Here is a 20546-nt window from a genome sequence, read left to right as displayed (position 1 = left end):
CTCTGCTGTTGTTTTCTGCGACAGCTTTAATAGATTATCACATCTTTCGCTGTCTGTCAACAACTTTTTTATTTTTTTGCTAACTTTTTTATTCTGGAAAGTTGCTCCGTTCGTCAGCTTTCCTATAATAGCATGTCCCTCTTTAAATGTCAACTACTTTTTTTAATTTCTTTTATAAAGATATGGACGGCAGAACAATTACGGAAGTTTACTGATAATATACAGTGCTGTTTTGGGAATAGGGCTTGTGTCTGTCATAGGGTCTATGTCCCCCTGAATGGCAAATTTGTAATTCTTATACTCCCAGGAGGCAAAAACTTTCCCGTCATCTACGGAGTGCTGCACTTTTACGTACACGGTATCGCCTGCTAAAGAATCACCCTGCCATGTTTCGTCTAACGTTTCATCGTAGGAATAAGTTGTATCGTCCAGCGTGCCGTTTTTGATAACGGACAGTTTACAGTCAATTCCTGAAATATCATCATAATAGCAAACTTCCAGATTATTTTCATCTATCAAGGTATATTCCGTATTTTTTATCCAAGAATTATTTTCTGGAAGTAAAATTGGTATGCCAAATACAGAAAAAATCTCTTCCGGGCTCTCTATTTCCTCTTCATCTCTTAATTCTGAGATATTTTGAATTTCTGTATCAAAATCAGTTAATTCTAAATCAGCCAATTTCTGTGTATCCTCATTCATAGATATTTCTCTGCCGCATTTTTCTGAGGAACAGGCCGTCACTAAGCACAAAAACAATAAAAAAATCATTATAATAGACTTTTTCATTCTAAGCCCCCGCAATATACAAACGAGCTGCCGCATTTCTGCAACAACTCCGTTGTAATATCTTTTCTGATTTCAATTCACTTAAGACTTCTGCCTTCTTAAAAATCCATCAATATTGGCTTTAATATCTTCCGGTTTTAAATTTTTCAACAAATATCCTGCAGGTTTTAATGCCATTACCTTTTTAATACTCTCCGGGTCTCCCCTGCCTGTCAGGAAAATTACCGGAATATCCGCCATATTTTTTTCCGAACGTATCATTTCCAGTACCTGGCTTCCGTCGCACACCGGCATTTCATAATCCAGTAATATCAGATTTGGTCTGCTTAAGGCGATACTCTGTATCGCTGCCACACCGGAAGATGCCTCCGAAACTTCATAATCACTGCCCAAAAGTTCATGCATAGCCCGGCGCATCATCTCAGAATCGTCCACTACAAGTATTTTCTTTCTCGGCTCTGCCTGATTATTCTTAGCTTCTTCCTGCCTTCTTAAAAATCCGTCAATATTTGCCTTAATATCTTCCGGTTTTAAGTTTTTCAGCAGATATCCTGCTGGTTTTAATGCCATTACTTTTTTTATGCTCTCCGGGTCTCCTCTTCCCGTAAGGAAAATCACGGGGATATCTGACATATTTTTCTCAGAACGCAGCATTTCCAAAACCTGGCCCCCGTCGCACACCGGCATCTCATAGTCCAGTAAAATCAAATCGGGCCTGTTTAAAGCGATGCTCTGTAATGCCGCCACTCCGGAAGACACCTCGGAAACCTCATAATCATTTCCCAGAAGTTCCTGCATTGCCTGACGCATTACACTGGAGTCATCCACCACAAGTATTTTCTTCTTCTGGTTCTCCTCTTCTTTTTTAAGATAATTTTTAATCTCTTCCGTAGTATTATTGGCTTCCAGGGTCGTTCCCATTTCCTCCTGAAGATAACTGGGAGAACGGTCACAATATGCAAAATAGCCTTCCCCGGTGTCAAAAAGCAGGCTGCACTGGGGCTGCTGCTTTCCAAATATTTTCTGGAACTGTTCATATGTAAGGAGACTTTCGTTTTTTATCTCGTAGGACGCAATCGTGGGGAAATGTATCCTGATACGATCCACAAACTGCCGTGCCGTATATCTGACGGCATTCATCAGCATAACATTTACCTTGTCTGACTGCTCGCCCATCATTTTTCCCATGGTGGCAAGAAGCAGCCTTTCCTCAAAGATTAAAATAACTTCCCATTCTTTATCATCCTTTGAACTGTACACTAACCGGTAATAAAACCCTTTGCCGAACTTTTCCCCGCCGTAATGCTCACTGATTACCCGGGAATCCAACTGAAACAATTCATTTAAAAGCTGGACGATGGTCTGGCTCACTTTTTTTATCTGTTCCTCCGGCAAAAGGTTTTCCCATTTGCTGGAAGTCTGCCCTGTTATGGCCCGGTCTTCCGTAAGGGTATGGCCAATCAGCCAGCCGGCGCAGACGCCAAGGAAATGCTTGATAGCGTCCGGTGAATATCCGGTTTCATTCAGTTCTTTTTCCAGAGCCGGCAGAGTCTGCTTCCGAAAATTATCATGAAGCCTCCTGTGCCTGTCATATCCTTCATAGTGAAGGGATGCCATATACATTTCCTCTTCCGCGAAATGCTGCATGGCGTGTCCTTTAAAGTATTTGATGCCTTCCTGGCAAATCCACTGAGTCTTTATGTCATTTTCACCATATTCAAACAATTTGTTCATTATACTGAAAAGCTTTCTATGCTCTTTGTCAATAAAATCTACACCTAATTCATACCTTTTGTGCCACTCAAATCGATTATTCATAACACTTCTCCTTTGCTGTTATATATAATGTCCAAATATTATACACCCTGACAACCTGCTAATAAATTTATTGACCAATTATTCATAATATACCATAAAATCCCCCCTGCGTCAAAAGACTATTTTCTCTTTTCTCCATCTTTTTAAAGGAAAATGGAGAACACAAATTTTGCCCGCTGTGTAAAAGTCCTTTCTCTGGCAAAGAAAAAGGTAATTTATGGAAAAAATGCCATAATTACCTGAAGTAATAGATTGTTTTCATACAAGAACAATAGAACAGGACTCTGCTCCACATAAGTAAAAATCCCCCTGGCAGCTTCACTTGTAATGCAGATAGCCAGAAGATAAAAGGCCAGCCATACGATGAGCAGCCCTTTTATTCCCCCTGCCATAACTCCAAGCGCCTTATTCACATCTTTTACCACCGGAAGACGGGATACAATATCAAGCACTCCTGCAAGGCTTTTCACCAGGACAGAGGCAAAGAGAAATGCTGCAAAAAAAGATATCCCCTCCAGTATGAATTGGGAAACAGATTCCGCAATGTACTGGTAAAGCCCGGTGCTTAAAATCATTTCCTGTGTTTGCTCTGCCGCAGAATTTACAATATTCTCCACAACGGCGTCGGGCAGGAATATACTGTTTAAGCCCGTGGAGGCCTTATCCCTGTTTTCCTCTGCTTTCTCCTTAATTTCTTCCTCCCCGGAATTTTCTAAATAATCTACACATTTTTCCTGTACATTTTCTTTTATTTTTGTATTTTCTTCCAAATATGCCGTAATATAAGGGGAAGAAAATGTTACAATGCAAAGAACTAAAATCCATCCGGCCAGAGAGTATGCCACCCGCAAAAATCCCTGCCGGTATCCCCCGTATGCACAGAGGCCAATTACTGCCAGCACCACTATCGTAAGTATATTCATGTCAACTCCATTATTTCAATTTCACTTCATCCATAGCCCCGTCCAGAATAAAGGTATATTTCCAGTCTGTTTTTCCGGACAAAACCTTGTAAACAGGCATATCAAATGTATATGCAAATTTTTTTACTCCCCGGAGTGTGTATATGATGCATCTGGTATCATCTAAAATGCACACCTGATGGTTTTCCAGAAATTCTATCTGCTGATATGACATTTTAAAACTCTGCTCTAGCCGGAGCTTGCCCTTGGTATCATATATTTCCATAATATGCGTATTGCTGGTATCCCCTTTGTCGTACACAAGGCCAAAATAAGATTCGTCATAAAATATGCTTTTCACTTCTTTTTCCAGGGGAAGTTTCCAAAGCTCCTCGGGCTTTTGGGTTCCTTCAAACAACACTACCTGGGAATCCCCAAATGCAATAAGTATATCATTCGTTATAAAATCTATTTCCGGTATCACCATATCCTCATAGGTGTATGATCCTACAATATTGTCAATCTCATTTTGACCCACGGAACCAAAGTTGTAAAACGCCACTGTGGTCCGGGCTTCTCCCTTGCTGATATCCAAAATGGAGACTGCCAGTTTATTTGCATCATTGGAAAGGGCAATATCCAAGGGATAACCGCTGTTTTCCATATGTATCTCACCGGAAGCCACACTGTCACCGCTCTTGTTATACAATTCCAGATAACTTGTCCCCTCTTCCTGGGTCAAAATCGCCACAATCCCCTGATTTCCCACACATATGGCCTGGATTGGCTTATTTGTCTCAATCTGCCCCTGAACCCCTATGGTATTCATAATATAAATCTGGGTCCCCTGTCTGTCCGCCACTGCCGCATAATTCTCACAGATATCTACCATAGGATTCTGCATCTCATAGGCCTGGTTCCAGATTAAGTTGTCCGACATGTCCGCATAAAATGCCCCGTCATTATTGTACCGCAGTATATTTCCCGCAAAAGTCTCATACTGGGTGGCCTCGCTGTCACTTCGCAAAATTTCTGTGATTACTTCAAAATCCGTGTATTCTTTATATTGAAAATAAATTCCTGCCGCTCCAATGGAAACCGCTATAATTAAAAACAAAACAAAACCCCGGATTACTATTTTTTTCCGGTGCCTGCGGATTTTCTCTTCCATCTCCTCCACATTAGATTCAACCGTGTGGAATCCCTGTTTATTTTTATCTGCCATGTAATATACTCCTGTATTTTTCTAAAAACAGTATATCATATTCTTTTTTTTATGGAAGAGTTATTTTCTGTCCCGCAAAAATTGTGTTCTGGTTTTCAATTCCGTTTAAACGGCAAATCTCCTCTAATTTATCGTAGTTCCCATAGATTTTGAAACAAACTTTTTCCAGGCTGTCCCCGGCTTTGACTATGTAATACCCCTGCTGCAGGCAAACCTGGGCCTCCGTTAAAACAGGGGGCGTTTCCTCTTCATAAGAACTTTCCGTCTCGTCCTTTGGCTCCTCTGTCGCAGAAACGTTAGTTTCTTCCTGATTTTCCGGCTGCTGTTCTCCTGCCAAAGCACTCCCGGAGGGCTCCGGCAATACATTTTCCGGCTGTCCTTCTGCCATAATATCCCCCGGATCCTGCTGCACTTCCCCCTGAATATCTTCTGCCGGGACAATATTGCTGCTGATGGTTTCCACTGCAACTTCTCCCGGCTGGCTCACACGCTCCTGCTCCGTGCTCTCCATAGCCACAGACATCACCGTAAGGGTCTCTTCCATATGGTCCATGCGGCGGATATAACCGATTAAAAGAACCGTGACAGAGCACAAAGCCACCACCATAAGAGAAGATATGGCATAGGAAAAAATCCTGGAATGACGTTTAAAGGAATTTTCTTTTCTCTCCATCATCATGGCACGGTATGTTCTTGCCGCCTCATCATCCACATCTTCTATAGGAGGATGTTCCCCGAAATGTTCCTGCCTGCGGCTTATCATATACTCCTGCATCTGGGGATTTTTTTCATAATAAATAAAATATCCCTCTTTTCTGGTAAGCCTTCCCTCTTTCCAGGTGTAAAATGCTTCCTCCCTCTCTTTGGAATCCATTAAAAAAAAGAATTGAAAATTGTTCAGGAAGTTTGTCCTGTGCATATCTTCAATTTCCGGCGTAATTTCCAAAGCATTTCCCGGAATATCAAGAACCCACCCTACAATCTGGCATTTGTCAAAAAATTGCTGCATCTCCTTTTTCACACGGCGCCAGGCGGCATCGTTTAATTCCGGCACTTCCTCGGGAAAACGCTCATTTTCCACCTGAACCGCACCGCTGATAAAAGCGCAGCTTCTGTTGGAAAAGTGCTCAATTTCCCCCACCAGAATCAACATTCTTGGAAACACACCGATTTCACAGCCGTAAAGCTGCGCCGGGTGAAGATATGTATAGACATAGTCCTCCATATAAATTCGGAAATCTTTTTCGGGATTCCCAATCTGACGTATATTTCTGGGAAGTTTTGCCTCCTGCTTGTCCTCTGTTTTCTCTGTTTCCTGTATGATTTCTATCATAATCCGCTCCTTTTTGCTGTATACCTTATACTTCCTAATGATAATTTAGCATAAGGAAACGGAATATTTTGACAGTTCCTGAAAGAAGTTTAAAGAATATCTCGACACTATGGTGTGTTTTTCGGGATTTTGCCCCTTAGACGGGCAAAAAATAAGACGATTATCTGTTCTTTGACATTAAAGTTCTGTTCTTCCCTCCAGCGCCCGGAGTAACGTGACTTCATCTATATACTCCAAGTCTCCTCCCACAGGCACACCGCTGGCAATTCTTGTAACCTTTATTCCCGTAGGTTTTATTAATTTGCTGATATACATAGCGGTAGTTTCCCCCTCCAGACTGGAATTTGTGGCAATAATCACTTCATCCACCTCGCTTTGCAGGCGCTGCATCAGCTCTTTTAAGCGGATATCCCCCGGCCCGATGCCAAGCATGGGAGAGATGGCCCCGTGAAGCACATGATAGACACCTTCAAACTTCCCTGTCTTTTCATATGCCGCCAGGTCCCTGGTATTTTCCACTACCATAATTGTTCCGTGGTCACGTTTTTCGTCCTTGCAGATGGGGCAGAGTTCCTCATCTGTAAGGGTAAAACAGCTTTTGCAGTAGCGCACATTTTCTTTTGCTTCCACAATAGCCCTGGAAAGTTTCTCCACATTCTCCTTTGGCATATTTAAAATATGAAAAGCCAGTCTCTGGGCAGACTTTGCTCCGATACCAGGCAGAGAGGAGAGTTCCTCCACCAACCGGTTAATCTGACTGCTGTAATAATCCATGGTTTTCTCCTAAAACGGCAGGCCGCCTAAACCGCCCATTCCCCCTGTAATTTTAGACATGGACTGAGAGGAAAATTCATCTAACTGGCGCAGTGCTTCATTTACCGCCGCCATAATCAAATCCTCCAGCATTTCAATATCCTCCGGATCCACCACTTCCTCCGACAGCTTGATTTTTGTAATTTCTCTTTTCCCGGAAACAGTCACTTCCACGGCACCGCCTCCGGCTGTGGCTGAGATTTCTTTTTCCTCTAACTCTTTCTGAGCCTCCTCCATCTGGCGCTGCATTTTCTGTGCCTGTTTCATGAGATTATTCATATTTCCAGGCATACCTCCTGGAAATCCACCTCTTTTTGCCATAAGTTAAATCCTCCGTAAATTTTTCTTTTCAATCATCTATTCCTCTTCATAGGTGATATCCATATGAATCACCTGCTCTAAATCCACATAGGCATCCCCTGCGGGAAGCCCGCTTTCATTCTGTTTAATCAAAACAGCCACTTCTTTTCCCACATGCTCTGCAATTACCTGCTCCAGCTGTCTTTTTTCCTCTTCCCTGGAAAAATATCCCGCTGCAAGGGCATCGTCAAACACCACTAAAAGCTCGCCGCCAGTTCCAAGGCTGGGTACGGCCTTTGACAGATACTTGCGGCAAAGACTGGACATATCCCCTATAATTTGCCGCCAGTTTTTTACCACTTCTTTAATATCCTCAGGGACGGCTTCCTCTAAAATCTCTTTTTTTTCAATATAGCCTGCCGTGGGTTCTCCTCTGCCAAAACTATCCGCCCCTCTCGTTGCAGCTACAGGGATTCCCTGGGCAATTTGTTTCTCCAACTGCTCGATTCGCCCAATGAGAGAGTCATAATCCCGCTCCATCTGGGGACGGCAGAGTTTGATAAGCGCCACTTCCAGAAGAACCCGTTTTTGGCTGGAGTATTTTACCTGGCCGGATAATTGGGAAAAAATGCGGATGTAGCGGATAATAGTCTCATCCTCCGCCATTTGCGCCTCTTCCCTAAGCCGGTTTAAATTTTCCCCGGACATATCCAGCACATCCTCAGAGCCCTCAGAACTTTGTACTAAGAGCAGATTCCTTAAGTACCAGGTGAAATCTGTGATAAACTGCCCAAGCTCTCTTCCCTGGGCCACCAAATCTTCCACCCGTTTCATGGCATCCTGCACATCTTCTTTTAAAATACTTCTTAAAAGGCTGCTGAATACCTCTGTGTCCACCGCACCTAAAACCTCCAGGACCTTTTCGTAGGTAAGGCTTTTCCCCAGGTAAAATGCGATACACTGGTCTAAAAGGCTTAGTGCGTCACGCATGGCTCCGTCTGCGGAGCGGGCAATATAACGGATGGCCTTCTCCTCCGCTTCAATCCCCTCTTTTTCCAGAAGTTCTTCTAACCTGCCACAGATGGTATCCACAGAAATCCGCTTAAAATCATACCTCTGACACCTGGAGAGAATGGTCACGGGAATTTTGTGCACTTCCGTTGTGGCTAAAATAAATATTACATAGGAAGGAGGCTCCTCCAAGGTTTTCAATAAGGCGTTAAATGCTCCTATGGAAAGCATATGTACCTCATCGATAATATAAACCTTGAACTTTCCCTCTGTGGGCCGGTAGGCAACCTCCTCCCTGATTTGTCTTATACTCTCTACCCCATTGTTTGAGGCAGCGTCAATCTCAATGACATTCATGGACGTTCCCGCCGCCACCGCCTTGCAGGAAGCACATTCCCCGCAGGGGCTTCCCTCTTTTGGATGCTCACAATTCACCGCTTTGGCAAAAATCTTGGCTATGGATGTTTTTCCCGTTCCCCTTGTGCCGCAAAACAGATATGCGTGTCCGATTCTGTCGGCTTCTATCTGGTTTTTCAGGGTAGTGACAACGGCATCCTGCCCCCTGACATCCCCAAACTCCTGGGGACGGAATTTACGGTATAACGCAGTATAAGACATGAAATTTCCTCACTTGATAATTTAATCCCCAAAACTGATTCCAATGGTTTTGGCTTCCCGGATAATCTGGCAGTCCGGCTCTACAACTTTTAATTTCCCAGCCACCTTCTCTAAAGGAATCCTAGCTGTCTCATTTTTTACAATACCAATCATATAGCCGTAGTCTTCCTCTAAAATAGCCTCTGCAGCCGCAGCTCCAAGTCTGCTGCAAAGCACCCTGTCGTAGGGTGTGGGGCTTCCTCCCCTTTGGGTATGTCCCGGCACGGTAACACGGACTTCTGTGCCTGTGCGCTGCTTAATCATATCCGCCACCTCATAGGACACGGAAGGATACGGAGATTTCTCCAATTTCTTTTTGTATTCTTTCTTGGAAAGTTTTGCATCCTTTTTAGATATGGCGCCCTCTGCAACTGCCAGAATGGTAAACCCTTTCCCGGCCTTTGTCCGCTTCTCAATAGCTTCGATAACTTTATCTATATCATATGGAATTTCCGGTAAAAGTATAATATCCGCACCTCCGGCAATTCCTGCATACAAGGTAAGCCATCCCACTTTATGTCCCATAACTTCCACAATAAACACTCTGTTGTGGGAAGCTGCTGTTGTATGGATACAGTCGATGCAGTCCGTTGCAATGTTAATGGCACTCTGAAAACCGAAAGTCACGTCTGTTCCATAAATATCATTGTCTATGGTTTTGGGGAGATGAATAATATTAAGGCCCTCCTCCCGAAGGAGATTTGCCGTCTTCTGGGTTCCGTTCCCGCCCAAGATAACAAGACAGTCTAAATTCAGCTTGTAATATGTCTGTTTCATGGCTTCCACTTTGTCCAGTCCGTTTTCATCCGGCACACGCATCAGTTTAAACGGTTGTCTGGATGATCCTAAGATAGTCCCCCCCTTTGTGAGGATACCGGAGAAATCTGTGGAAGTCAAAAGCCTGTACTCTCCATAAATCAGTCCTTTGTAACCGTCATAGAATCCGTATACTTCCAATTCGTCCACATTGTTGCTCAGTCCCTTAACCACTCCGCGCATGGCTGCATTTAATGCCTGACAGTCTCCGCCGCTTGTCAACATACCAATTCTTTTCATAATTCTACACAGTCCTTTCCGTTTTTTTGTGCCTCCCCCAAACTGGGGTATTGTTCCAAATAGTATTATAATATATTTTCTTTTTATCCACAATATGGATTCTTTCTTGAACTGGGGGAAAATATATGCTATAGTTGTGACAGGTTATTTTACCTGATGCAGACGTATCGAAGTGGTCATAACGGGGCTGACTCGAAATCAGTTAGCCGGGCAGCCGGCACGCGGGTTCGAATCCCGCCGTCTGCGTTATATACAGCAGTTTGGCAAAGCCAAACTGCTGTATATTTAAATCTTAATATAATTTTTCTAATACATCGTCGCTCAAGGTGTACTCGTGTTCCTTCCCTGGAAAAGTCCCGTCCCCTACCGCTTTGATATATTCTTGAAATGCATTTGTCATCACTTCCCCTACATTTGCAAATTTTTTCACAAACTTCGGGGTAAAATCTGAAAACATGCCCAGCATATCCTGGTAAACAAGCACTTGTCCGTCACACACATTCCCCGCTCCAATTCCAATAGTGGGAATAGAAATATTTTTTGTCACAAGTTCCGCCAGCTTGGCAGGAACACACTCAAGCACCAGTGCAAAGGCCCCTGCAAGCTCTACCGCCTTTGCATCCTCCAAAATCTTTTTTGCCGCACTTTCCGTCTTTCCCTGGACTTTATGGCCCCCGAAAGCGTGAATTGACTGAGGGGTAAGCCCAAGGTGGGCCACTACGGGAATCCCTGCCGCTGTAATTGCCTTAATCTGGGGACACACCTCTTCGCCCCCTTCCAGTTTCACGGCTCCTGCCCTTCCCTCTTTCATCAGCCTTCCGGCGTTTACCACTGCGTCATACACACTGGTCTGATAAGACATAAAAGGCATGTCCACCACAACCAGGGCGTTTTTTGCCCCTCTTGCCACTGCCGCACCGTGGTGAATCATATCCTCCATCGTAACGGAAATGGTATCTTCATAGCCCAAAATCACATTTCCCAGGGAATCCCCCACAAGAATAGAATTTACCCCGGATTCGTCTATCAGCTTGGCTGTGGAATAATCATATGCTGTAAGCATCGTAAGTTTTTCCCCTTTTTGCTTTGCCTCTTTAAATGTAACCACCGTATTTTTCATTTTAAACTCCGTTCTGTGCTTTGCACTGTTATTTGTTATATTTTATTCTTTTATTAAAATTTCTTTTATCTTTTTGTAATCCCCTGTGGGGTTTTTTCTCTGGGAAATTTCCACTAATTTCTGACTTAATAGAGTATATATTTCCCTCTCATCTCCATCAGAAGCGTTTAAATGTTTCTCCACTGTCTCCGCATCCCCACGCTCCACCGGGCCTGTCAGTGCTTTCTCCACACCGTAAGCCCCAATGGCTTTCGCATTGCCCAAAAACAAAGGCAGCAGCGCTTTTTTTGAAAACTCCCGGCTCAAACCGCAGGACTCTAATAAATCTGAAGCGTAATCATAGAGCCCTTCTACCAGATTACTGGCAAAAACCGCCGCCAGATGGTAGCGTACTTTCTCTTCCTTGGATATAACCTCCGCTTTATTTCCAATCTGGCGGAACAAATTTACCATATCCTCCAAATGCTCCAAAGCGCCTTCAATTGTAAAATAAACCTGGGAAAGTCCCTGATAGCTCTTTAACTTATGGTTAAAGGCATAAATTGGATGGACAGAGTAGCCAAAGGCCCCCTTTTCGCGAATGCCGTCAAAAACCTCCGAGGACATTGCACCGCTGCAATGACAAATCATTTTACCTGAGATTTTTAACATGGCAATTTCTGAATATACGCCGGAGATTGCCCCGTCGTTTACCGTCAGAAACAGAGTATCACTATCCTCTGTAATTTCTTTTAAAGTTTCGTAATACTTTGTGCCTGTAAATTTCGCCGCTTCTTTGGCGGACTTAGAATTTTGACTGTAATAGCCGGATACACACAAGTTGCGTTCCGTAAAGTACTTTCCCAGGGAAAAGCCCACTTTACCCGCTCCTACAAATCCAATTCTCATACCATCACCCCTTTTCTTTCGAGGCGATACTCCATTCTCTTCTGGTACAGTTTCTTTGCGAATACCATCCAATGGAAATTTTAACATACAATTATCCCTGTGTACAGCAGGAACAGCTAATTATAATTGAAACTGCCGCCTAAGGGAATATTTCCCGGAGACGGCAGCTTTCTTTGACTCATCTAATGTAACGGCGCTATCACAAATCCCGCCATTTTAAAACACAACATTCCAAGGGGAATCCCTATAATGGTGATGCAGCACAGGATTCCAATCATGCCAAGGCATATTCCAATGGGGAGCCCCACGCAGCAAAAGTACAAAATCTTAAGCATCACTACCCCAAACAGGAAAAACAGCCCAAAAAACAATGTGGTCATTAATAAAAACAATAATAGCATTTTACCCTCCTAATACTGTTCCGGTATAATTATAGCTGCAATAATATATCCAATAATTCCGCTGGCTCCTGCGCAGCACAGTACTACCAAAAGCAGCCGGATAATTACCGGGTCAATGTTAAAATATTCTCCGATACCTCCGCACACGCCGCATAACACCCTATTTGCTCTTGACTTATAAAGTCTCTTTGGTTCTTCCATAGTCTTTAACTCCTTTCTTAAATTTATATTTAATTTATTCTTCTATTTCTACTTCTATTGCTCCCACACCACAATCTAAAGATATCTCACCGGCTGCACCGTTGTCAATTAGCTTATTTCTTCCAAGGCCGGAAAAAGACTTGCCGTTTATCTCAATACTGCCCACTCCGCAGGAAATGTCATAATTATAATCCTCTGGTTTTCCGGTAAGATTCAGGAGGATATTGCCCACTCCGCAGGTGAGATCCGCTTCCTCCACGGCCTTTCCTTTGATTTCCATATTGCCTACTCCGCAATCAACACTCAGTGAATCTGTGATAAAATCCTTTAAAATAAATTCTCCTGCCCCTGTCTCAAGTTCAAGTTCTTCCGCAGTAACCATCTCCGCCGTAAGCTGCCCGGCATCCACTTCCAAAAATACGGATTTCCCGGTTAAGCTGTGGTCCAAGGTCACCTTTCCCGCTGAGAAAACCAACTCCACCTGATCGAACTTTTTCCCTTCGGGAATCCCGATAATCACTTCCGGCTTTGTAAAATTCCGGTTTATAATGTGCCTCCAGGTTTTTGTGGTTTCATCCAGTACCATGGTATCTCCGCTGACCTTGCATTTGTAACTGTGCCGCTTTGGGGCATCTATGGACACCGTAATATTTTCGCTGCCGCTGTCTTCTATAATAATATTACCATAATATAAATCCATTTCCAATTCCTTAATACTTTCCGCCGGGAAAGTTTCATTCACAACACCGTTTATTATCTTTGCATCCTCTTCGGACTCAAACTCATCCATATAATCCCAGAAAAACAGCCCTTTTCCAATATTAAAGCCCCATAGATTCAGCCCCCCGGCATTTGCTGCCTGCCTGGCCTCTTTAATGCTGCTTCCCATAGCCGCCCCTGCGGTAATGCACCCAGCGGAAATACACAGCAATACCAGACAAATAATCAGACATACTTTTGTAAACTTTTTCATTTTACTACCCCCTTCTTTCCTGTAAACAGCCTCCTGCACAAATCAATCCCTGCTGTTATCATCCAGGGAATCACTTTTCCCAAAATCCAAACCAGGGCAATGACCCCTAAAAGGCCTATGGTAAACATTAACATGCCGATTCCCGTAACCACCAGCCCTAAAGCAGCAAATCCCACTACGATTTTTGCAATGCCCATTCCAATCAGGGCGCAGCCCACAACTAAGAATACTGCCACACAGGCAATTAACGCAGCCCCAATGCCAAGGATTGCCGCCAAAAGCCCTACCGCTGCTCCAAAAAGCCCTCCTGCCAGGCCAACCCATATGGGAAACGTGATAATTACAACAAGAGCGATTAAAATATTTCTCTGGGTCTTTGCATTTTGGTCTTTCACCTTATCTTCCTGCCTGGCTGCCCCATAGTTTTCTCCAAATAAATCTTTTTTTATGCTGGCAGCCACCTTTTCCGGGGATTCCAGTTCCTCGATAATTTTTGCCTCATTCTCCGGTCCTGCATCCTCGAAATAGTTTTCATAATAATTTAACGCTTCCTGACGTTCATTTACCGGAATGTCACTTAACAGGCGGTTAAGCCGCTCCATAAACTCCTGTCTGCTCATGCCTTTACTCCTCTCCTAAGAACAGATGTGTAATTTTTGATGAATAATCCATCCATTCTTTTTTATAATCATTTAATTTTATAACCCCATTGTGCGTGATTCTGTAATACCTCCGGTTTCTCCCGCCGCACTCCACGTCATATGCCTCTAAACACTGGTTCTTCTGTAATCTGCGCAATACGGGATACAGCGTTGATTCCGAGACTTCAATGGCACTCCTTACGTCCTGGGTAATCCGGTATCCATAAGTTCCATCCGCCTCTTTTGAAACTACAGCAAGAACAATCGCATCCAACAGGGCAGCTCCTACTCCAAAAGCCATCCTACCACTTCCTGCCTTTAATATTTTTCAAATAATATTATTTGTTATTTAATACTATATGACATATAATATTGTTTTGTCAATACTAAATGAAAAATTTTTGTATCCGAGCACAAAAAAACGCCTTTTTCCTTTTACGGAAAAAGACGTCTGCCTTTTTATTTTAACCGAGCACCCTGCTTCGAGCCCTGCCCATAGACGTTACCTCCACAGTTAACTCAGCTCAGGCAACCTTACGGCACACAAAAGGTTTTACTTAAGGCTGCTCCATTCCTGACCTGACCTGGTTCGTAAAGTTCTGTTGCGTAAGACCCAAGCGTCATCGCCACTTATGAAGGGCTGCTCCACAGACGAAAGCCCTCAGACAGGATATCACCCCAGCTATAGCGGATTGCTGGTTCAAGGTACCGCTGCCACCCCGGCTGCTCGGAGATTTAAGTATACCTTTTTTTTATCTGTTTGTCAATTCTCTTGTTTCTTCCGTTTCTCCCGAAGCTCCCGGAAAAAATCACTGAGCATGGAGGAGCACTCTTCCTCCAGCACTCCTTTTTCTATTTCCACCTGGTGGTTAAATGCCGCCATCTGAAGCAAATTTAATACAGAGCCTGCACAGCCTGCCTTGGGATTATTTGCCCCTATCACAACTTTTTTCATTCTGGACTGGACAATGGCGCCTGCGCACATCTGGCAGGGCTCTAGGGTGACATACATGGTGCAGTCCTCCAACCGCCAGTCCCCGCACTTTTTGCTGGCTTTTTTAATTGCGGAAAGCTCCGCATGGGCCAGGGTATTTTTATCCGTATTCCTTCTGTTGTAACCCCTGGCAATAATTTTTTCTTCCCTGACAATAACACAGCCAATGGGAACCTCATCCAAAGCATATGCTTTTTTTGCTTCCCGTATAGCCGCCCTCATAAATTTTTCTTCCGGACTTTGCATAGAATCTCCTTTTCAAAAAAATTTCCCTATAGTATACTTATTATATACGAATGGAAAGAGGAAAGGTAGTCCTATGAATTACAAATATGAAACATCCCGGCTTTCCCTAAAAGTTTTAAGCGACCAGCCGGAGCATGCAAAGCAGGTTCTTGATTTCTATTACCGCAACCGCCTTGAGTTTGAGAAATATGAACCCACCCGCCCGGAAAATTTTTATACGGAAAATTATCACCGCACCCTTCTCCACTGTGAGCAGCAGCTATTTTTGAAATCCAAAGGCTTCCGCTACTGGATTTATGAAAAGACAGACCCGGACTTTATTATCGGAACCGTGTCTTTTCACAATATCATCCGCTCAGAATTTCAGCGCTGCAGTATGGGATATAAACTGGACAGGGCATTTTGGCGCCAGGGCATTACAAAAGAAGCCATCTCCTTTCTTCTCCCCCATATTTTTGGAGAACTTCATCTTCACCGTGTAGAAGCTTATGTAATGCCAGAAAATTTAAACTCGATTTATCTTTTGGAATCCCTGGGTTTTCAGAGAGAAGGCCTATGCCGACAAAGTGCAAAAATACAGGGCAGATGGGCAGACCATCTCCTCTTTGCCATCCTCAGAAAAGACATGGCAGAAATCACATTACCCTGTACCAGTAGCCAAAATTACCTGTCTTAAATTCAGAATGCTCCGCAGTGCGGAATTCGGGAAATCCAAACATGGCCGCCATAATCCGCTCCTGGTTCTGGAATACTCCCGGCACCCCTACAAAGTAGCTGCACCTTTCCTCATCTTTGATTTCCCCTATAATCAGATGCCTGTAATTGAAAAAACCATGGAGCAGAAAACTATTTTTCCCCAGATACCAGTACTTTTTGGGCAGTTCCTGAAGATCTGTAATATCCACTTTCACACATTCGATGTTCTCTCCCTGAAATGGATAAAATACGGTGAGTTTTAATCGGAGTTTTTGAAACGCCCCTTCTAAATCCCCCTCTTCTAAAAATTTTTCCAGGGGAATTTCTGTGGCTTTCAAATTTTCTTTTCCCTGCTCCCCATCCTGCTGATCCCCGGATTCCCCTTTCTTTTCCTCATCAGAACCTTTTTCCTCCCCAATTGATTCCTGCTCCACAGAATCCGTCACATTTTTCGGAGCTTCTTTCCTTTCCTCTGCCGTCTCCTCCGTCACTTCACGGAAATCTTCCGTTATGTTCTCCTCCGAAGTCTGTACGGTTTCCTTTTCCTCTGATATTACGACTTCCTCTCTGGGCCTAAAGGCATCCTCCATCTCCCCTTTCTTTAACATAAGAAGATTTTTTTCCCGGATTTCTCCCTCCTTCCACTGGCTGGCAATATATAACCCTTCGGAAACCTGAATAAAAATCCCCTCCACCTGCTCCATTTTTATCCCAAATTCACTTAAATCCTTCTCTTCAAAAGCATAGCGCATATCACCGTTTCCCCGGCGTATATACATTTCCCCAATAGGAACTCCATGCATAATTTCTTTATTTCTTGCAAATAGATATACAGTACAGTCCGGTTTTTCCAAATTCAGATTTCTTACATGCACTTCTAATCTGTAAGAAGTCCCGCGAATTTCCACTTTTGCAAAACCGATATTCTCCTGTCTGTTATCATTTTCATATTTATAAAGATAACTGATAAAACGCTGAAATCCTGCCATTTTTACCCTCATCCCATGGATTTTTAGTATATTCTATGTTCATGTCTGAAAAATATGCTATAATGCTGTATGACAGAATTCTAAAATATTTTAATGTAAGGACTATCAGGAGGATATTATGGGATTTTACACACAGACAGGAAGCAGAAGAGCCGAGAGGACCAACAGAAAATCCAGATTTATTTCAACAGACGGTTCCTCTCGCTATGAACAGCCGCTAGAAATGCCAGACGATACGGAAATTGAAAAATTGTTAAAATATTCCGGAACAAATGACACATTCTTACAGAGCAGTTCCGATTACCTTCTGCATATTACGGAAGACTGTACGGAGGCGCTAATCACTTTATACTATCGGCCCAGCGGCCCCTTTACGGAGGAGGAAATCCGTGAACTTTTAAAAGAAAATGGAATTGTAACAGGCATACAGGAAAAAACCCTGCTGGAACTGGCGGCAGGAGGACATGACTATGAAGAGGTGCTGATTGCCCAGGGTACGGCACCCATTGACGGCAAAGACGGATTTTTTGAATTTCACTTTAATCCGGAACCGGAAAAACGGCCAATAATCCATCCAGACGGCACGGTGGATTACAACGTACTGGGTAAAATTGAACTAGTAGTGGAAGGGCAGCACATTGTCACTTACCACGGGGCCATACCAGGTACAGATGGGGTAGACGTATACGGCAAGACACTAAAGGCCTACCAAGGAGTGGAGCAAGCCCCGCTGCAGTGCACAAACTGCCACATGAATGAGGAAGCTGACAAATATTATGCAGATTTGGAAGGCAGTGTCACATTTGAGGAAGATGCCTTAATTGTAACGCCTCTCTATGTCGTTGAAGGCAATCTTGACGCCGCCACAGGAGACGTGGATTTTAACGGAGATGTTATCGTACAGGGCAATGTCTTTGCAGGGGTCACTGTCAATACAACTGGAAATATAACCATTAACGGCCATGTGGAAACCGCTAATCTCTTTGCCGGAAAAGATGTTATTTTGAAAAACGGCATGCAGGGCTCCGGCTCCGGAACTATACAGGCCGGACGTAATGTAATGGCGCGTTTTTTAGAGCAGACCCAGGTAGTTGCAGGAAACGAAGTGAATACCGGAGCCCTGCTTAACTGTGAAATAGAATCCAATAACTGCATTATTGTATCTGGAAAAAGAGGAACCATCATCGGAGGCTCTCTTACGGCTGCAGAACTGATTTCCGCAGCTTCTATAGGAAACCGTGCAGGAGTAACCACACGGCTTACCATTGGCCTGGAAAAAGATTTTAAGGCTTTAATGGAAGAGTTAGACAGCCTTACCCTGGAAAAACAAGATGAATTTTCCGACCTTTTGCGGGAACTTGACAATATTTCCATGCGGCTAAAATCCCAGCCTGCCACACCGGAGCTCACTGCCAAAAATGAGGAACTTGCCAATGCAAAAGCCCAGTGTCAGGAAATTTTAAACGAACTGTACACAAAAAGAGAGCGGGTGATTGATATTAACTCCCGGTCTGTGGAGGGAAAAATTGTAGTCAGCGAATTAACTTTTGCCGGAACCGTGGTTACGATAAACGGACTGCGCCATACCCTTCATTCCGAGTACAAAAATGTCACCATAAAGAGGCACCAAAGAGAAATCAGGATTCTTTCAAATAAAATATAAACTTTTTATAAAATACATTGACAAACCTTAGAATTTATACTATAGTGTTTGCATAAACAGTAATGATTCCTATTTTTACAAAGGAGGACTCACGATGCCAAACTATAGCAGACAACGTGAATCCATCAAAAAATATCTGGACTCGCACTTTACACATCCCACAGCGGAGACGGTGTATCTGGATATTAAAGAGGAATTTCCCAACATCAGTCTTGGTACGGTGTACCGAAATTTGAATCTCCTGGCTGACATGGGCGAAATCCTCCGCATATCTTTAGGGAACGGCCCGGACAGATATGATGGAAGAACCAGTCCCCATTACCACTTTATCTGCAGTCAATGCGGACAAGTGTTGGACATGGATATTGGGCCTATGCCGGAGATTGATGAAGCGGCACGTCAGAATTTTTCTGGTGTGATTACTGGTCACATTACACATTTTTTCGGACTTTGTCCGAAATGTAATATTAAAAATACTTTTATAAGAAAAGGAGAATAAAAAAATGGCTAAATTTGTATGTACTGTATGTGGATATGTTCATGAGGGAGATTCCGCACCGGAATCCTGTCCAGTCTGTAAAGCGCCTGCTGAGAAATTTAAAAAGCAGGAAGGTGAAAAAACTTGGGCAGCAGAGCACGTAGTAGGCGTTGCAAAAGGTGTCAGCGAAGACATCGTTGCTGATTTAAGAGCAAACTTTGAAGGAGAATGTTCCGAAGTTGGTATGTATCTGGCTATGGCTCGTGTGGCTCACAGGGAAGGATATCCCGAAGTTGGCTTATACTATGAAAAAGCCGCATGGGAAGAGGCAGAGCACGCTGCTAAATTTGCAGAGCTGTTAGGCGAAGTTGTAACAGACAGCACAAAGAAGAATTTAGAGATGCGTGTGGACGCTGAGAACGGCGCTACCGCTGGTAAGACGGATCTGGCTAAGAGAGCGAAAGCTCAGAACCTGGATGCAATCCATGATACGGTTCATGAGATGGCAAGGGATGAGGCTCGACACGGCAAAGCATTTGAGGGCCTGTTAAAGAGATATTTTGGCTAAAATAAAAAAATCTGTAAGATAAGGCATTTAGAGAGGAATGGGTGCGTTTGCGCCTGTTCCTTTTTTTATTTACAAAACAAACATGATAAATAAAATGAGATATGTTTTCCTGATATCTCTGTTTGCCAAAAGATATACGCTTCCAAATGCCAAACCGGAAATAACCGTTACAATCCCGGTTAATACATCTTTCGTAAAAAAGTGTCCAATTCCCCATGTCACAGCAACAATAATACCGCCGTAAGGAATATTCGGCCTGTGGAACCACTTTTCAAAAGCTTTTTGTCCAAACACAAGGATAAGCATTACTAAAACAGTTTCAAAAATATAGTATATGTACTGAAATATAAATTTCACCGGGCCGTTTGCATAAAATTCTTTTATAACCTTACTGCCATCCCAGCTAACATAAGATACAACCAGGCTGCCCGCAATAATGACAAATATCAGCAGCCATTGCCAGAGAGCCATTTTATTTCCTTTTTCAAACAGGTCAAATCCATATTTTTTCTTTGCAAAACGAATCATAAACCAACTTGCAGTCCCCCATAAGATACAAGTAAATATCCAATGCATGATGTTTTGCATATCTGTCCACTGACTGGTAGGCCCGCCGTATAAAACAGGTTCTGCCCCAAAAGCCAAAAGCAGTTCCAGTCCCACACTTGCAAAGGCCAATACAGCTAAAATCAAATAATTTATTCCGGATGCTTTTTTCATATAAGTCTTCCCTTCCTGTTTATTTCCTGCATTACTATATCTCTAAAACAAGGGCATGTCAACT

Annotated in this window: 23 protein-coding genes, 1 tRNA gene and 1 other RNA gene; 5 read left to right on the top strand and 20 right to left on the bottom strand. The window is 43.3% G+C overall.

Annotation, left to right across the window (positions count from 1 at the left end):
- Nucleotides 1–198 precede the first annotated feature (198 nt).
- The 9 genes from D7Y06_RS16285 to D7Y06_RS16245 all read right to left on the bottom strand — a co-directional run bounded on the left by D7Y06_RS16285 (nt 199) and on the right by D7Y06_RS16245 (nt 9904).
- Complete coding sequence (locus D7Y06_RS16285) at nt 199–789, bottom strand: hypothetical protein (RefSeq protein WP_120408811.1); 591 nt, start codon at nt 787–789, stop codon at nt 199–201.
- Nucleotides 790–870: 81 nt separating this feature from the next.
- Nucleotides 871–2607 carry a response regulator gene (locus D7Y06_RS16280; RefSeq protein WP_158591392.1) on the bottom strand — a complete coding sequence of 579 codons (1737 nt, stop codon included), beginning with the start codon at nt 2605–2607 and terminating at the stop codon, nt 871–873.
- A gap of 215 nt (nt 2608–2822) precedes the next feature.
- Complete coding sequence (locus tag D7Y06_RS16275; protein ID WP_120408810.1) at nt 2823–3530, bottom strand: CvpA family protein; 708 nt, start codon at nt 3528–3530, stop codon at nt 2823–2825.
- A 10-nt stretch (nt 3531–3540) separates the two neighbouring features.
- Nucleotides 3541–4734: a DUF5711 family protein gene (locus tag D7Y06_RS16270; protein WP_120408809.1), complete on the bottom strand. Its 1194-nt coding sequence runs from the start codon at nt 4732–4734 to the stop codon at nt 3541–3543.
- A 49-nt stretch (nt 4735–4783) separates the two neighbouring features.
- A complete protein-coding gene (locus D7Y06_RS16265; protein WP_120408808.1) occupies nt 4784–6067 on the bottom strand; it encodes a LysM peptidoglycan-binding domain-containing protein in 1284 nt (427 codons plus the stop codon).
- A gap of 177 nt (nt 6068–6244) precedes the next feature.
- Nucleotides 6245–6841, bottom strand: coding sequence for a recombination mediator RecR (gene recR, locus D7Y06_RS16260; RefSeq protein WP_120408807.1), 597 nt, complete (start codon nt 6839–6841; stop codon nt 6245–6247).
- A gap of 9 nt (nt 6842–6850) precedes the next feature.
- Complete coding sequence (locus D7Y06_RS16255) at nt 6851–7201, bottom strand: YbaB/EbfC family nucleoid-associated protein (protein ID WP_120408806.1); 351 nt, start codon at nt 7199–7201, stop codon at nt 6851–6853.
- 36 nt (nt 7202–7237) lie between these two features.
- On the bottom strand, nt 7238–8809 hold the full coding sequence (gene dnaX, locus D7Y06_RS16250) for a DNA polymerase III subunit gamma/tau (RefSeq protein ID WP_120408805.1): 1572 nt from the start codon (nt 8807–8809) through the stop codon (nt 7238–7240).
- A gap of 21 nt (nt 8810–8830) precedes the next feature.
- Nucleotides 8831–9904, bottom strand: coding sequence for a 6-phosphofructokinase (locus D7Y06_RS16245; RefSeq protein ID WP_120408804.1), 1074 nt, complete (start codon nt 9902–9904; stop codon nt 8831–8833).
- 158 nt (nt 9905–10062) lie between these two features.
- Here D7Y06_RS16245 and D7Y06_RS16240 point away from each other — a divergent pair.
- Nucleotides 10063–10150, top strand: a tRNA-Ser gene (locus D7Y06_RS16240).
- A 46-nt stretch (nt 10151–10196) separates the two neighbouring features.
- Here D7Y06_RS16240 and panB read toward each other — a convergent pair.
- The 9 genes from panB to tadA form a co-directional block, all read right to left on the bottom strand.
- Nucleotides 10197–11024, bottom strand: coding sequence for a 3-methyl-2-oxobutanoate hydroxymethyltransferase (gene panB, locus D7Y06_RS16235; protein WP_120408803.1), 828 nt, complete (start codon nt 11022–11024; stop codon nt 10197–10199).
- Between the two features lie 42 nt (nt 11025–11066).
- Nucleotides 11067–11912, bottom strand: a complete 846-nt coding sequence (locus D7Y06_RS16230) for a Rossmann-like and DUF2520 domain-containing protein (protein WP_120408802.1) — start codon at nt 11910–11912, stop codon at nt 11067–11069.
- Nucleotides 11913–12094: 182 nt separating this feature from the next.
- A complete protein-coding gene (locus D7Y06_RS16225) occupies nt 12095–12313 on the bottom strand; it encodes a YccF domain-containing protein (RefSeq protein WP_120408801.1) in 219 nt (72 codons plus the stop codon).
- Between the two features lie 9 nt (nt 12314–12322).
- Nucleotides 12323–12514 (bottom strand): PspC domain-containing protein, encoded by a 192-nt coding sequence (locus tag D7Y06_RS16220; RefSeq protein WP_120408800.1) that lies wholly within the window; start codon nt 12512–12514, stop codon nt 12323–12325.
- Between the two features lie 34 nt (nt 12515–12548).
- On the bottom strand, nt 12549–13487 hold the full coding sequence (locus D7Y06_RS16215) for a DUF4097 family beta strand repeat-containing protein (protein WP_120408799.1): 939 nt from the start codon (nt 13485–13487) through the stop codon (nt 12549–12551).
- Nucleotides 13484–14107 (bottom strand): DUF1700 domain-containing protein, encoded by a 624-nt coding sequence (locus D7Y06_RS16210; protein ID WP_120408798.1) that lies wholly within the window; start codon nt 14105–14107, stop codon nt 13484–13486. The genes D7Y06_RS16215 and D7Y06_RS16210 overlap by 4 nt, the downstream gene beginning before the upstream one ends.
- A 4-nt stretch (nt 14108–14111) precedes the next feature.
- Nucleotides 14112–14429: a PadR family transcriptional regulator gene (locus D7Y06_RS16205; protein ID WP_120408797.1), complete on the bottom strand. Its 318-nt coding sequence runs from the start codon at nt 14427–14429 to the stop codon at nt 14112–14114.
- Nucleotides 14430–14596: 167 nt separating this feature from the next.
- An RNA gene (gene ffs, locus D7Y06_RS16200) (signal recognition particle sRNA large type) lies at nt 14597–14859 on the bottom strand.
- A gap of 32 nt (nt 14860–14891) precedes the next feature.
- Nucleotides 14892–15368 (bottom strand): tRNA adenosine(34) deaminase TadA, encoded by a 477-nt coding sequence (gene tadA / locus D7Y06_RS16195; RefSeq protein ID WP_120408796.1) that lies wholly within the window; start codon nt 15366–15368, stop codon nt 14892–14894.
- Between the two features lie 73 nt (nt 15369–15441).
- Between tadA and D7Y06_RS16190 the strand changes: the two genes are divergently transcribed.
- The gene (locus tag D7Y06_RS16190; RefSeq protein WP_158591391.1) at nt 15442–16044 is read left to right on the top strand and encodes a GNAT family N-acetyltransferase; all 603 of its coding nucleotides are present in this window, start codon (nt 15442–15444) and stop codon (nt 16042–16044) included.
- On the opposite strand, the gene D7Y06_RS16185 is transcribed toward D7Y06_RS16190, so the two are convergent.
- Entirely contained in the window at nt 16004–17053 is a 1050-nt protein-coding gene (locus tag D7Y06_RS16185; protein ID WP_120408795.1) for a DUF6128 domain-containing protein, read from the bottom strand. The two genes, D7Y06_RS16190 and D7Y06_RS16185, sit on opposite strands and share 41 nt — an antisense overlap.
- 118 nt (nt 17054–17171) lie before the next feature.
- On the opposite strand from D7Y06_RS16185, the gene D7Y06_RS16180 reads away from it, so the two are divergent.
- The 3 genes from D7Y06_RS16180 to D7Y06_RS16170 all read left to right on the top strand — a co-directional run bounded on the left by D7Y06_RS16180 (nt 17172) and on the right by D7Y06_RS16170 (nt 19762).
- Nucleotides 17172–18716, top strand: coding sequence for a FapA family protein (locus D7Y06_RS16180; RefSeq protein ID WP_120408794.1), 1545 nt, complete (start codon nt 17172–17174; stop codon nt 18714–18716).
- 94 nt (nt 18717–18810) lie between these two features.
- Entirely contained in the window at nt 18811–19215 is a 405-nt protein-coding gene (locus D7Y06_RS16175; RefSeq protein WP_120408793.1) for a Fur family transcriptional regulator, read from the top strand.
- Between the two features lie 4 nt (nt 19216–19219).
- Nucleotides 19220–19762: an NADH peroxidase gene (locus D7Y06_RS16170; RefSeq protein WP_120408792.1), complete on the top strand. Its 543-nt coding sequence runs from the start codon at nt 19220–19222 to the stop codon at nt 19760–19762.
- 69 nt (nt 19763–19831) lie between these two features.
- On the opposite strand, the gene D7Y06_RS16165 is transcribed toward D7Y06_RS16170, so the two are convergent.
- Entirely contained in the window at nt 19832–20482 is a 651-nt protein-coding gene (locus tag D7Y06_RS16165) for a hypothetical protein (protein WP_120408791.1), read from the bottom strand.
- Nucleotides 20483–20546 lie beyond the last annotated feature (64 nt).

This window comes from Roseburia sp. 1XD42-69 (genome assembly GCF_003612565.1).
In the GTDB taxonomy this organism is placed as follows: domain Bacteria; phylum Bacillota; class Clostridia; order Lachnospirales; family Lachnospiraceae; genus Roseburia_B.
The sequence above is the reverse complement of the archived record's forward strand: the minus strand, read 5'-3'. Positions and strand labels throughout refer to the sequence as shown.